Raw genomic sequence first — 14,190 nt, forward strand, 5'->3', positions numbered from 1 at the left:
TCGATTTCACTTAGCGTATTCCAGCGCAAGCCCTCCGCGCTCCCAGGGAGATACAAAAGAACCCGGCCGCCCGGAGCGTCCCCGGATACCGCCCGCGGTGCCAAGCCCTAAGCAGCGGGCATGCGAAGCCCCCAGGAAGAGCGCTAAGTTAGTGCGACAGCCGGCCGTATTTCACTCTTATGATTCACGGATATTTAAAATTTTTTCCAGTCTTCTCTTGCACTCCAGCATGGCCCTCCCGGTATGGTAGATTCCTTTCCAGGCATTGCCGATACAGCCGACCAGCACCTCGCCATTTCGGGATACCAGCTGATACCACTCGCCAACCTGATGATTGATAAGGTAACGGCTGCAAAACTCCCAGGTCTTCAAAAAGGCATCCAGATATTTTTCTTCTTTCAGGTGTTCGTAGCCATCCAGATACCCCACCAGGGCTTCGCAGTTTTCCCACCATTCCTTTTCAAGCTTGGTCGCCTCCCCCACGTAGGGCCCCGCGTAATATACGCCGCCGTATTCATAGTCAAAACCATACTTCAAAGAATGCTCCAACAATAGCTTGCCAACATAATCGTATGTATGATAGGGATTTCCAAGTACATCATTGGCCCGGTTCAAGAGCCATACCAGTTCGATATTATGTCCGTAGAAGGTGGTATCCACGGCGTCCGCAATCTCAGAATCCGCTTCCCGGTCCTGGGTCCAGGTCCTGGGGATACTAATCGCCGGGCGTCTGACCAGTTCCGGTCCGAACTGGTCAAATCCGCAGCCGATGTTCAGATCCACCATCTTTTGCAAGACCAGGTCGATCACCTCCTGCAATTTTCGTCTGTGAATTTCCTGGCCGCTGCATTCATAGAGGGTCGTATAGGCTTCCAGCATATGCATATGGATGTTCAGGGACTTGATATCTCCCGCTCCGGCTCCGTAAGGCGCCCTGCTCCAGTCCGGTTCCAGATTTTCATAATACCCGCCGTTTAGCGTATCCGCCGCATATTTCTGCAGCAGGTCGAATGTTTTGGACGCGTATTCCAAAGCCTCTTCCTGTTCCTCTTTCGGGGCGTTTAGATCCCGCAGCGCCAGCGCATATTCGCTCAGCGTGTAGATGGCAAAAGTCTGCCCATAGATCACTTTGCCGCCGTCGCTCTTTGTTCCGTCCAGTTCGGTGGTCCAGTACCAGCCGCCGTAGGTCTGATCCCAGAAGTGCTGAATCAGGAATTTCACGCCCTGGGCCGCGTAAGCCAGATATTCTTCACTTTGATATTCCCTGGCCAGAATCGAAAATCCCCATATCATCCTGGTCTGTGTAACCAGCATTTTTTCTTTATCTCCCAGCGGGGCTCCATCCCGGTCAAAATCCAACAGATAGCCGCCGTATTGATGATCGATGCCGTTTTTGATCCAGAACGGCAGGATACCCTGCTCCAGGTTTTCTTTTATACCCTGATAGGACGCTTTCAGCCCTTCTCTTCTTTTCATGTCTATTTCGCTATTTCGTGTATCTGTTGCCATATCTTCCCTCTCCTTTATGCCCTGTGTTTTAATTTCCCGACGTTTTTATCAAATCCTACCGCCAGTAATAACACGCAGCATTTTACCACCATCTGATAATACTCGCTAATTCCCATGATCAACAGGCCGTTGGACAAGATTCCCATAATCAGCACGCCGCAGACCACTCCTTTTAGCTTTCCCTCTCCTCCGCTGACGCTGACTCCGCCCAGGACTACAGAGGTTATGACGTCCATCTCGTACCCGTCGCCAAGCGCGGCCGGTCCGGTATTGATCCGGGACAACAGGACAATGCCCGCAAATCCTGCAAAGATCCCATTTAAAATATAGGTTAAAATCAGCGTTTTGTTGACATTAATTCCGCACAGCCTGGCCGCCTCCGCGTTACCGCCGATACTGTAAAGGTAAGTGCCGTACGGCCGTTTGGTCAACAGGCACCAGCCCAGCAGCAGAACCGCCAGCATACACAGCACCGGAATCGGAATGATCCACAGATACCCCTGTCCCAACGGTGAGAAGGATTTCGGGAATCCATAAATGGAAATACCGCCTGTGATAATATAACAGATTCCTCTGCCGCCGGTCATGGTCGCCAGCGTGGTGATCAATGGCGGGATCGACAGCATGGTGACGCAAAACCCGTTGACCGCTCCGATCAGTACCGCCGCCAGCAGCCCCACAGCCACAGCCGCATACATATTCATGTCCATTTTCACCATCAGATAGGCTACCAGGGTCCCGGTCACTCCGATCACCGAACCCACAGACAGGTCAATCCCGCCCGTTAAGATGACCAGCATCATTCCTACGGAACATATTCCGATGATGGATACCTGTCTTAGTACATTCATCACATTGCTCATCGAGAGAAATCCGGTTGCAAAGATGGAAAAGAAAATTACGGTTATAATCAGAAAAATTACGGTTGCATATTCTTTATATATTGCTGCTTTTGTCTTGTTCATGCTCTCCTCCAGTGGCGCATTCACTGCGCCTTTATTCATTCTTTCCGGCTCATACAGCCACGCCCGACGCTCTTTTTAAAATTATTTCCTGGTCAAACTCCTCCGGATTGTCCAGTTCTCCGGTAATCCTGCCTTCGGACATTACAAGGATGCGGTCCGACATTCCCATAAGCTCCGGCATATCGGAGGAGACCATGATAATGGATTTTCCCAGGGTTTTTAGTTCATTCATAAGCGAATAAATTTCATACTTGGCGCCTACATCGATTCCCCGGGTAGGTTCGTCAAACAAAATGATATCCGCCTGCGCCAGCAGCCATCTGGATATAATTACCTTCTGCTGATTGCCCCCGCTTAGGTACGCAACCAGCTGACCGGAGGATGGCGTCTTAATTTTCAGCCGTTCGATATTTTCTTCCACCTGTTTACCGATATTTTTTCTTCTCAGGAACAGCCCTTTACAGTACTGGGAAAGTATCGGCAGTATCATATTATCGCTGACCGACAGATTCATCAGCAGGCCCTGCCCTTTTCGGTCCTCAGTTACCAGTACGATTCCATGATTGATCGCATCTTTCGGGGACCGCACCGTAATCTTTTTCCCTTTTTTCAATATCTCTCCCCGGCAGGGATCACAGCCGAAGAGCGCGCGCAGGGTCTCCGTCCTCCCTGCGCCGACCAGGCCGCCCAATCCGAGAATCTCTCCCGACCGGACTGCGAAGGAGACATTGTTTATCTTGTCGGTTGTGATACCGCTAACCTTCAGCATCTCAGCCGCCTGCGGATCCGGGGTCACACGGGGCGGATACTGATTCTCAATGCTGCGTCCGACCATCAGCTTAATCAGTTCATCCACATTTGTATCCTGTACCCGCATCGTCCGGATAAACCGTCCGTCCCGGAATACCGTACACCGGTCACAGACTTCGAATATTTCTTCCATTCGGTGGGAGATGTAAATGATGGAGACCTGCTGTTCTTTCAAAACCCGGATGGTACGGAACAGTATCTTGACTTCTTCGCTGGTCAAAGGTGCTGTCGGCTCATCCATAATCAGGATCTTCGGCGTATCAAGAAGAGCTCTGGCAATCTCCACCATCTGCCGGTAGGCCATCGTTAAGTTTTCTACTTTTTCCCGGACATCCATCTCGATTCCCAGGGACCGGATCATGTTCTCGGCACGGCGGCACATTTCCCGCGTATCAGTTTTCCCTTTGCTTATAATCTCTTTGCCCAGAAAAATGTTTTCATAGACCTTAAGCTTTGGTATCAGGTTCAGCTCCTGATAGATCATGTTGATTCCCAGCTTTTTCGACTGCTCGATATCGAAGTGTCCGAACTCCTGCCCGTCGAACCGGATTTTCCCCGAGTTTGGTCTGTTTACACCTGTCAGCACTTTCATCAGTGTGGATTTTCCCGCTCCGTTCTCGCCGACCAGGGCATGGATCTCACCGCGTTCCAGTTCGAATCCCACATCGTCAAGCGCCAGCACTCCGGGGAACTTCTGGGTAATATGTTCCATTTTCAGCATACAATCAGCCATCGTTATCTCCCACTTCCTGTTGAGTCTTCTTTTCTTTTATTTAAAATACTCGTCAATATTGTCAACGGTCACGGCTTTGGCTTCGATAAGAACCTGCTCCGGAAATTCTTTTCCGTCGAACAGCTGCTGCATAATCTCCACATCGGTTACACCGTGCAGACGGGGAGTGATATCTACGGTTACACGGTAAGCGCCTTCACCGGCGTCTTTTTCTTCTTTGATGGTGTTTAATGCCTGTTCTACGGCGTTGACGCCTCCAAAGGCCATTTTGTTCAAATCCATACCTGCGGATTTGGCAGCTTCATATGCCCCCAGGATAGAGTCATCGTTAGAACCCATAATCAGGTTGATATCCGGGTTGGACTGCATAATGCCTTCCATATTGGCCATTCCCTCTTCCGCCGTAACCCCTCCGAGGGTTCCCGCTTCATTGATAAAGGTAATGTTCCCCTTGCTGTATGCTTCCTCTGCACCTTCCCGCATTCCCTGTTCACGGATCATGACGTTCTGGTCATTGATGGTTCCAAAGGTTACACCCTTTAAATCTCCGGAGAGATTAGCCTCGCTCCACTCACCGATCGCTTTGCCAAGCGCGTATCCCATCTCATATTCCCCGGCGGATACGAAGGCCTGGATGTTCTCGATATCCGTGGAGGAACCTATCACCTTGATACCGGCATCCGTCGCTTCTTTTATAATGCCTGGCAGCGCGGCCGCGTCCACCGCGGAGATAATAATGCCGTCATACTTCTGGTCTATGTATGTCTCGATAGCTGCCAGCTGGGAAGCCACATCCATCTTCGGGTCCTGAACCGTACATTCCCATCCCAGTTCCTGGCATTTATCCTTGATGCCTTCGGAGACTTCCACAAAATAAGGGGATTCCAGTGTCATCGTGGTGTAAGCGATTTTCTTACCACCCTTTTCAGGGCTTTGAGCGGAGCCGTCCGCTTTCCCACATCCGGCAGCCGCCAAAAGAACCATAACTAAACTTAAAACCAGGCATAAACTTTTTTTCATCATATCTGTTCTCCTTTTACTTTTTCTAAAACGTTTTAGATTATGTATTTAACCTACCACACCTGTTTTCTGTTGTCAACACATTCGTTGTTTTTTGTCACATTGCCTATATTTCAGCAAAAAATTTTGGATATTTTGAATGTGAAACCCGCACTTTCTTCATACTCTTTGCACAAAAAAAGAACATGTTTTTCTCATGTTCTTTGATTTTTTCATATTTAACACGTTTTAGATCTCACTTTGTGGAATCCCTGGTAATCAACTCCCCCGGCAGGAGTTTTTGAACGACCTCTTCTGTGTCACCCTGTACACGTCTTTCCAAAAGTGTGACCGCTTCCTGGCACATTTCCTCGATGGGCTGCTTCACTACCGTCAGAGGTGTGTACAGGATCGAAGCATATTCCAGGTCGTCGAAACAGGATACGGCAATCTGTTCCGGGATTGAGATTCCGTTATCCCGCAGTTCCTTCATAATCCCCATGGCGGTAAACGCGTTGATGGCAATAATCGCATCCGGATTTTTCTGAAGAATTTTATTTCTGGTAACGAGAACGCCATTCTCAATATCAGGATCGATCTCTATGATACAGTCTTCCGCAAGTTTCAGGCCGTGATCACGGAACGCGCTGCAAAAGCCCGAAACCCGGCGTTCCACATGAAGAAGCGACCGGTTTTCCACGACAAAGATGATATTACGCTCACCGCTTTGGATAAGATAATCGGTCAGTTCATAGGTGGCCCGCTCCAAATCGGTCATCACCGTATCCGCTTTGATGCCCTGGTAGCGGCTGGTAATGAATACGAACGGAATCTTCAATTCCTGGAGTTCGTACAGATGGCGCAGATCCCCTTCCCCGTCTCTGGCCGGCACCAGGATAATACCGTCGACCCCCCGTTTAATCATGGAATCTACGATCCGCTTTTCGTTGGCCACTTTGTTATTGGAAATTCCCAGCGTCAGATTCATGCCGCGCCGGTCCATCTCCTTTTGCATATTATAGGCCAGTTCACCGTAAAAGGGATTAAGGATGTCGGAGACGATCAGTCCTATGGCATTGGCCTTCTGATTAATCAGACTGCGGGCAATCTGATTGGGACGGTAGTTCAGCTTTGATACGGCATCCAAAACTCTTTTTTTTGTATTCTCATTAACGCCCGGCCTATTGTTCAGAACCAGGGATACGGTGGCAGTGGATGTGTTGGCTAATTTTGCCACGTCTTTTATGGTACATCTCATACAGCGGCAACCTCCATTTTTTAAAACGTTTTATATAAAGTTATATTAATTGGTTTTTCACAGTTTGTCAATAGATATGATCAGGGTTTCCTGAAAAAACCAAGAGTTAGCTTCCTGAGGTGGAGAAGGATTTTAAGCATTTTGCATAATTGTTTGGACTGATTTTGTATGGTATGATGGAGGAGTACTCAGGGTAGCCGGGATGGGTGATTATGGGGTGAATAGAGTATCTGTATTATAAAAATTTGTAAAAGAGGAGGTGAGATTATGACAGAAGAAACTAGGTTGATTCTTGACAAAATTGGACAGGTTGACCAGCATCTTAATGGAATAGATTTAAGATTTGACAGGGTCGAACAGCGTCTTAATGAAATGGATCAAAGATTTGATGTGGTTGATCAGCGTCTTAATGAAATGGATCAAAGATTTGATGTAGTCGAACAGCGTCTTAATGAAATGGATTTAAAATTCGATTGCATCGATCAACGCTTTAACGAAATCGATGCAAAATTCGATTGGGTCGATCAACGCTTTAATGAGATTGATGCAAAATTCGATTACGTCAATCAACGCTTTAATGAGATTGATGCAAAATTCGATTACGTCGATCAACGCTTTAATGAGATTGATGCAAAATTCGATTACGTCGATCAACGCTTTAATGAGATTGATGCAAAATTCGATTACGTCGATCAACGCTTTAACGAAATTGATGCAAAATTCTATACGATCGATCAACGCTTAAATGAAATTGATGCAAAATTCGATGATATCGATCAAAGATTCGACATGGCCGATAAGCAAACCAAAGAGTTGGATCAAAAGCTCACGGAAGTACAATTAACTCTCGAAAACGATATAAACAAAAAAATCCGTATTATCGCAGAGGGCCATTTGGATTTAAGCCGAAAACTGGACGATTCTTTGAAGTTCAGCAAGGAAAATGAGATGGTGCTTCTACGGGTAACCACTTTGGAAAGCGATGTGCGGCGGTTAAAAACAAAGATTGGATAGCATCTTCGTATGCTGTTTTTTCACTATGCCTAAACCATTATTTTGCAAGCTTTGAATCATATTCCATAAAGAGTTAAAAAGTACAGAACTATTGTTAGTCCTGCACTTTTTCAGTCATGTTTTTTCCTTATGATCTTTCCAGTTCCACCATTTCAGTTTTTCAGGCTCTGGGTTGTTCTCCGATGCATAATAGACGGCGCAGCGGTATACATAGAGCTGACAACGGTCTATCTTACAGCCTTTCATCAGGCATTCCCGTTCGTACATTTCTTCCGGATCCGCATTTTCAAGCGACGCTATCGTTGTATAACCCAGCATGAACAAATCTTTTTCTATCTCTTTTCCCACACCGGGTATTTTTCTTAATTCACTCATCCACCGCTTCCCTGTCTTTCTCCATATACCATTCACATGCCATCTGTTCCCTGTGATTTAATTACTCTTTTTCCTGACTTTCACTCTGGTCCGGATCAGTTCTATTATATCCATCAGGATCTGTTCATCGGTCACATCGATCATCAGCCATCTTCCGCCATTGAACACGTCCGCCCCGGCATATAACTCCCGGACATAGGGGGTACAGGTATTCAGCAGCAGTTCAGCCTCTGACGCTTCCTTTCTCCCGATCGAAATCATACAGGTAAAGAAACCATCATCCGGGTATAGGGTACACAGAGCTCTGCTGCTCTTTCTATATTTCACATTCCAACCAGGTTTCCCGGAGCAGCGGCTGTATTCGATTTTTGGCGACACCTGGTAGGTGTCTTCCAGATATTCCCTCAAACGGTCCCAACATTCACTGTGGACGAACGCGTCGATTTGCTCCATCTTAGGCTCATGATTCATGTCATACAAAGTACACCATTCCATATACCAACCTCCCATTTTTATGATATTTATTATATCGCGCCTAACATGACAACAGTGTGTCATATTACCAATCTATCAAAAATATATCGATCTTATCTCCTCTTAGTATAATCCGAAATTCCAAAGTAGGAGTCCACGATCTGATCTAACTGTCCGGCTATCCCGGCAAAGGGGGTATTCAAATCCAGTGTCTTTACACTGATCTGATTTCCTCCGGTAGTAAAAGTGCAGTTCGGAGTGATCGTTTCCTGTGTTTTCGCGTACAGCAGCATACCCGCCACATTTCCAGTGTTGCCGCTATCCAGGTTTTTAACATAGGCGTAGATCTGATACATATTTTCCGAATGAAACTTCCGGCTGTCATACTGGCTTCGATACTGCATCGTATATGTATAATACTTGGTATCCACGATTAATATTTTATCCTTATCCCGCAGGGTGATATCCGTCTGCATAATAGGGAGGAATTCCCTCACATCCTCTGTTACATTCCAATCTATCCGGGAAGCTGCGGCTCCAAGCTTGGGATAGTGGCGCCGGTAATACTCCAGCACAAATTTTTCATACAGCCGCGACATCCTCTGTTCGTCCAAAAAGGACTCCATCCGGAACCGTCCTTTGTCTGTGGTTAACAAAAGTCCCTCAAGCACAAAATAACAGATATTAAGGAGCATCCGGTAACTCAGATTATTCCTTTGGAAACTGATCCTGCTCCACTGAATTTGGGAAGGGGGAACTGTTGCGACACCGTCCAGATACAGCAGGACCTTTTTTAAAGCCTTTTTATGGTTTGACCTCACGGTGGGCTGATGCATCAAAAGGACCGACGTTGTTTTCAAAATCTGGTTATAAATATTGTTTTCGGACAGCTCATCGTATTCGCAGGTAAGTCTTTGTCTTTGCTGCATCCTGTTCTGCAGCGTCCCCGGAAGGTTCAGTTTTCCTCGCAGCGTGGCCAGATCCTCGCATTTGCCGCTGTACTCCCGGTACAGCCCCTGCTTCAGCTGCTGCCCAATCCCTTTGACCAGTATCGCCGCAAACAGATCCTGGATATGTTCAAATTCCTCCGCCTCCACTTCCTCATAGTTGGACTGCCGCAGGACCTGAAACGCATAGGTCAACATGTAGTATATATTTTTGATGAGTATCCCTTTATCTTCCGTCATGAAAAAACACCACGCAGAATACTTTCCCAGCGCTGCAGCTTGGACGGTTCATCGAACCAATATTCACCCAGCATCGGAAGGATGTCATATTCCACAACTTCCATCATCCATTTATCGGTACACTCGGTCTGCCCGCAAAAATAGCTGTGGCCGATGCAGAAGCCCTTGCCCAGCGAATTGTCCGCAGCGATTTCCTCATTGAGCTCCACGATCCTTTCGATGAGCGTGTCGAACGTGCTGTTATCCAAGGCCTTCTGATAATCCCGGAACCCCTTGGACTGGAACCCGGGTTTCATTTCAAAGAAACTGAAACGGCGGCGCAGCGCGTAGTCAATCATGGCCAGGCTGCGGTCTGCAGTATTCATCATTCCTATTATGTAGAGATTTTTAGGAACTGAGAATGGCATGCCGTTATAGGCCAGCGTAGTTTTCTTACCGCGATAATCTTTTTCAATTAACATGAGCAGTTCCCCAAATATTTTACTCATATTTCCCCGATTTATCTCATCGATGATAAAGAAAAACGGCTGATCGGGCTGGTTCGCCGCTTTCTGGCAGAAGCTGCAGAAGATACCGTTCTGCAATACAAAACTGTCCCCTCGCGGCCGGTATCCCATCACAAAATCTTCATAAGAATAATTCTGGTGGAACTGTATAAATTCAATTCGGCTGTCGTCTTTCTTTTGCATCATCGCATAGGCCAGCCTTCTGGCCGCGTGAGTCTTCCCCACGCCCGGGGCGCCCTGCAGGATCAGATTTTGTTTGTTTTCCAGCAAGGAGAGAAGGGTCTCTAAGTGTTCGCCTGTCATATAGACTTCCTGAAGAAACTTTTCTTTTGAATAGGACCGTGTCTCCTCTTTCCGGAGGATTGGATTCTCCTCACGGATCAAGTCCATGATAACATCATACTCCTGTTTGGTCAGCTTAAAAAGGCTGCCCTGCGGATTTACAAAATATTCCATATGTTCCAGTTCCACACAGCCTTTGAGTGTGGCATAGTCGATCGGTGTTGTAAGGCTTTCTATTTTCTCAAAATAGAGATTTTCACCGTCATTTTCCTTCACAATTTTTGCGATCGCCACGACCTGTTTTACCGGATTGGACTCGTAACCAATGACATAATCACCGGCCCCCGCATCCAGAAAGTTCTGGAAAATCCGGCGCTTATGTCCGTTATCGTTGTAAAGCGTATAGCTCTGTGTCTCTCCGACGCCGATAGAAGAAAAACTCCAGATTTTCGGATTTGCATTCAGCCACCAGTATCCGGGGACACGTGTCTGGTCGTCCATCAAAGCCTCCAATTTCATATCAAAATATGGTTTCAGGATCAAATCTTCAAACAGGGACTCCTCGGATTTTCCGATCATAATGCAGGTGGAATTTGCATTGGGCGTCCACCACTTCCTCACATTTTTGTATGGAGAAAAGTCTTTTGATTTGGCAATGACAGAATATGGCCGTTGGTACCATCCCTTTTTCTTCTCGGGATTCAGCGTCACCTCATCATTGGCAATCCGGCCCAGCAGACGGATGCTGTTCCCGTAGCACAGATAAAAGTAATCCCCCTTTTTCATGGACAGCATAAAGTTCTCGCCCTGGCTGATTTTGGAAATAGCCTTGGCTTTCGTATCTTTATGAACGACGATCACTTGCTTGTCTTCAAAAATTTTGGCTTCATCCGCTGAAATGAAATCGGTTCCATGACTGATTTTCCAGAGAACCGGGGAATTGTCCGTATATAACGGAACGCCTGAAAGGTCAAATTTTTCCAGCGCTTCCTTCAGCTCATCGCGCAGTTTCCAGAGAAAGCTTCCTTCCGCATCTTTGCCGGCCTCTTTTCCAAGGTACAGGACCGGCCACCATTTTATACTGCCATCCTCCGATTTCAGAACCGGACAGCCGGTTTTATCCGCCACCCGCTTGGCCAGGGAGGAAGATCCTGCGTTATAAAAATTACACGTTCCTCCATATTTGACAGATAGCTGCGTACAGGTGGCCATACCGCCGTAGTCTTTGATGCGTTTTATAATCTGAAGGCTGTTTGGCGTAAACACCGTTTCATCTGCTAACAGGGACAACCATGTGTCCGCCGTTATATGGGGATCATAATCCATTGGGTACCAGTCTTGATCACTCATGCGGTACACCTCCTTAACAATTTCCGGTATATACATAGTTTAACGTTTTCTTCGCTGTTTCTGCTATCCGGTAAATGGTTTCCAGCGGAGTGGGTTCCTTGCCCGTCATTTTCCATCTCGGAAAAAAGCGGGATATGTGAAGCGGGATGCCGGGGTCCAGAGATGCGATCCACGAGAACATCTCATCCAGTTCCGCGCCGTCATTTTCTCCGGGAACGATAAGGGTGGTCAGCTCCACATGGCAGTATTTTATGGCTGTTTGGATAAAGGATTTTACCGTTTCCAGGTCTCCTCCCAGCTTTTGGTAATATTCCCGGGTGAATCCCTTCAGGTCTATATTCATGGCATCCATATAGGGCAGCAGCTCCGCCTGCACCCAGGGTTTCACATACCCGTTGGTTACCAGTACATTTTTCATACCTGCCTTTTGTATCAAGCGGGCCGTGTCCCGGACATATTCATAACCGATACACGGTTCGTTGTAGGTGTAGGCGACGCCAAGATTTGCACGCTGCTTTAACGCAACGGCTTTTTCGGTTAATCTTTCCGGAGACATGGGCAGCCAGTGGGCCTGGCCCTCCCCCTTCATGGAAATATCGCAATTCTGGCAGAAAGGACAACGCATGTTACAGCCGAAGGAGCCTATGGACAGAATATAGCTTCCTGGATAATATCGGGCCAGCGGCTTTTTCTCAATGGGATCCAGGGCCAGTCCTGTGAGCTTTCCGTAGTTCACGCTTATGACCTGTCCGCTCTCATTTTGCCTGGCCTGGCAGAATCCGACGTCGCCTTCTTCGAGAAGGCAGTGATTGGGGCAAACTTCACAGATGATCTTCATTTAATCCTCCATTCGCGCAATCCGTTCTCCCTTTCATTCATGCCGGATCACCTGAAAACGTTCCAGGGTAACCTCCTGGCTGTCTATGGGGATACCCGCTTTTTGCATCGCTATGGCTACCTGCTGTTCAGGAGTATCGACCCCGTCAAGATCGGGCAGCAGCAGTCCTCTCTTACGCCCCTGGCTGACGATTACTCCGTATTTTTTTACGTCCAGTTCATGAATGGAGGTAATTCGCTCCGGCGTACCCAGAATGTCTACATGGTATGTAAGGTCCGGCAGTTCATCCGGCCTTATGGGATGAAATCTGGGGTCCCGGGTGCCAGCGCTTATGGCGTTTTCTATAATCTCACGGGCTATATTTTCATATACCGGCCCTATGGTGCCGATACATCCGCGCAGTTGTCCCGACTTATGGATCGATACGAAAGCCCCTGCCCGGCAGTCCCGCATCTCCCGCGGTATGTCTTCCGGTATGGGAAGGTGACGGCCGGTGTTGATGTAACATTCCAGAGAATTTCTGGCCAAGGCAACGTAAGGATCGTCCTTTCTTTTTTCCTGCAGATACTGATCCAGGAATCTCCGTTTTGGATCTTTCCCGGTCACATGGTAAGTGCAGATCCCGTAACCTACTCCAAAGGGGCCTTGATACGACAGCCTTTCCGGTTGTACCTGAAGGCCGTCCAGGGCGCCGGCCATGATGGTAAATGAGCGATGGCCGCACTCTCCCGCTTTGCTGCAAAACTCTTCCGGGAATTCGAGCAGCCGGCCAAAATCAGCCTTTTCCATGACCTCCATGACCGCATGATCGTATTCCGGCCCTTCCTTGCGATAACCATAAGGCCCGGTCTCTTTTAGATAATGGGATAAGTCGCCGCTGGCCACTATGACGGTTTTTCGTTCAAGAACCTCCGCGGTCCTACGGATCGCTTGTCCCAGCCGGTAATGTTCGGATAAGGGCAGGCCGGAGAGGCCGACAGACACCAGTTTGTAGTCCTGGTAATATTGGTTGATAAAGTATAAGGGAACCATTGTTCCGTGGTCAAGCTTCCGCGCTCCCCCTCCCTGGATGCCCCAGGGTTTTCCCGTTTTTTTGCCTTCTTCGCATAGTTCTTTTATGAAATCGGTATCGCAGACGGCTTCCATACTTACCTGCCCCGCCCGGAACTGCGCGAAGTCACCGGCGAGCTTTTTTTCCGGCCGTATGTGAAAATAGTCGCGGTACATGACATTGTGCGGAGAAATGAGTATGATGGTCTCCGGCTTGAGAACGGCAATCTCCCGGGCGGCCTGGTGATAAGCTTTTACGGTTTCTTTGATCTTATTTTGTTCCCCTTTGCCTATTTCCGGAATGATCAACGGAGGATGGGGAGCCATGAATCCTGCTGATACTGCCATGGGGATCTCTCCTTTCGCATAGAGCTGCAATATGATAGCTACCAATATTATTGTTGATAGGTTCTATCCACAACATTACCAATCAAAACTTCTCTTTTATCTTTTTAATCACTTCCAAATCGGCCGGTAACCATGCTACATTATATAGTTCATCCGCCTTCAACCACCTCGCTGCCTCATGTTCCAGTAGTTCAAGCTTTCCGTGAACAATACTGCACCAGTAACATCCCATAGTTAGATGAAATGTGGGATAATCATATTCTACCATACTAATTAAATCATGAACTTGGATTTCAGTATTCAGTTCTTCTTGGATTTCACGCTTTAGGGCCTCCTGGGGTTGTTCTCCTGGTTCCATCTTACCACCTGGAAATTCCCAGCCACCTTTAAATTCACCATATCCTCGCTGTGTTGCCAATATCTTATCCTTACATCTTATAACGGCGGCCACAACATTTACTGTTTTCATCATTTTCCCTCACTATCTTTCTG

The 14,190-nt window shown here is 47.5% G+C and carries 13 protein-coding genes; 1 reads left to right on the forward strand and 12 read right to left on the reverse strand.

The features are described 5' to 3' along the window. Positions 1-177 precede the first annotated feature (177 nt). The 5 genes from KTH89_RS15745 to KTH89_RS15765 form a co-directional block, all read right to left on the reverse strand. Complete coding sequence (locus KTH89_RS15745; RefSeq protein WP_238722319.1) at positions 178-1,509, reverse strand: AGE family epimerase/isomerase; 1,332 nt, start codon at positions 1,507-1,509, stop codon at positions 178-180. A gap of 14 nt (positions 1,510-1,523) precedes the next feature. Continuing rightward, positions 1,524-2,474 (reverse strand): ABC transporter permease, encoded by a 951-nt coding sequence (locus KTH89_RS15750; protein ID WP_238722320.1) that lies wholly within the window; start codon positions 2,472-2,474, stop codon positions 1,524-1,526. Between the two features lie 49 nt (positions 2,475-2,523). After that, positions 2,524-4,017 (reverse strand): sugar ABC transporter ATP-binding protein, encoded by a 1,494-nt coding sequence (locus KTH89_RS15755; protein ID WP_238722321.1) that lies wholly within the window; start codon positions 4,015-4,017, stop codon positions 2,524-2,526. A 36-nt stretch (positions 4,018-4,053) separates the two neighbouring features. Beyond that, on the reverse strand, positions 4,054-5,040 hold the full coding sequence (locus tag KTH89_RS15760) for a sugar ABC transporter substrate-binding protein (RefSeq protein WP_158344489.1): 987 nt from the start codon (positions 5,038-5,040) through the stop codon (positions 4,054-4,056). A 232-nt stretch (positions 5,041-5,272) separates the two neighbouring features. Beyond that, positions 5,273-6,274: a LacI family DNA-binding transcriptional regulator gene (locus KTH89_RS15765; protein WP_158344487.1), complete on the reverse strand. Its 1,002-nt coding sequence runs from the start codon at positions 6,272-6,274 to the stop codon at positions 5,273-5,275. Between the two features lie 267 nt (positions 6,275-6,541). Here KTH89_RS15765 and KTH89_RS15770 point away from each other — a divergent pair, with 267 nt between their 5' ends. Then, positions 6,542-7,288, forward strand: coding sequence for a hypothetical protein (locus tag KTH89_RS15770; RefSeq protein WP_238722322.1), 747 nt, complete (start codon positions 6,542-6,544; stop codon positions 7,286-7,288). Positions 7,289-7,402: 114 nt separating this feature from the next. On the opposite strand, the gene KTH89_RS15775 is transcribed toward KTH89_RS15770, so the two are convergent. From KTH89_RS15775 to KTH89_RS15805, 7 genes are all read right to left on the reverse strand, one after another. After that, positions 7,403-7,663 (reverse strand): helix-hairpin-helix domain-containing protein, encoded by a 261-nt coding sequence (locus KTH89_RS15775; RefSeq protein ID WP_158344483.1) that lies wholly within the window; start codon positions 7,661-7,663, stop codon positions 7,403-7,405. A gap of 57 nt (positions 7,664-7,720) precedes the next feature. After that, positions 7,721-8,158 (reverse strand): DUF3788 domain-containing protein, encoded by a 438-nt coding sequence (locus KTH89_RS15780; RefSeq protein ID WP_158344481.1) that lies wholly within the window; start codon positions 8,156-8,158, stop codon positions 7,721-7,723. 92 nt (positions 8,159-8,250) lie between these two features. Continuing rightward, complete coding sequence (gene mcrC, locus KTH89_RS15785) at positions 8,251-9,324, reverse strand: 5-methylcytosine-specific restriction endonuclease system specificity protein McrC (protein ID WP_238722323.1); 1,074 nt, start codon at positions 9,322-9,324, stop codon at positions 8,251-8,253. After that, a complete protein-coding gene (locus KTH89_RS15790) occupies positions 9,321-11,462 on the reverse strand; it encodes an AAA family ATPase (protein WP_238722324.1) in 2,142 nt (713 codons plus the stop codon). Before KTH89_RS15790 ends, mcrC begins: the two co-directional genes overlap by 4 nt. Before the next feature lie 13 nt (positions 11,463-11,475). After that, positions 11,476-12,300 (reverse strand): AmmeMemoRadiSam system radical SAM enzyme, encoded by an 825-nt coding sequence (gene amrS / locus KTH89_RS15795; RefSeq protein ID WP_238722325.1) that lies wholly within the window; start codon positions 12,298-12,300, stop codon positions 11,476-11,478. Positions 12,301-12,333: 33 nt separating this feature from the next. Continuing rightward, on the reverse strand, positions 12,334-13,698 hold the full coding sequence (amrA, locus tag KTH89_RS15800; RefSeq protein ID WP_238722326.1) for an AmmeMemoRadiSam system protein A: 1,365 nt from the start codon (positions 13,696-13,698) through the stop codon (positions 12,334-12,336). A gap of 82 nt (positions 13,699-13,780) precedes the next feature. Beyond that, positions 13,781-14,167 carry a (deoxy)nucleoside triphosphate pyrophosphohydrolase gene (locus KTH89_RS15805; protein WP_158344511.1) on the reverse strand — a complete coding sequence of 129 codons (387 nt, stop codon included), beginning with the start codon at positions 14,165-14,167 and terminating at the stop codon, positions 13,781-13,783. Positions 14,168-14,190: the final 23 nt, after the last annotated feature.

The organism is Diplocloster agilis (assembly GCF_019042275.1).
Lineage (GTDB): Bacteria > Bacillota > Clostridia > Lachnospirales > Lachnospiraceae > Diplocloster > Diplocloster agilis.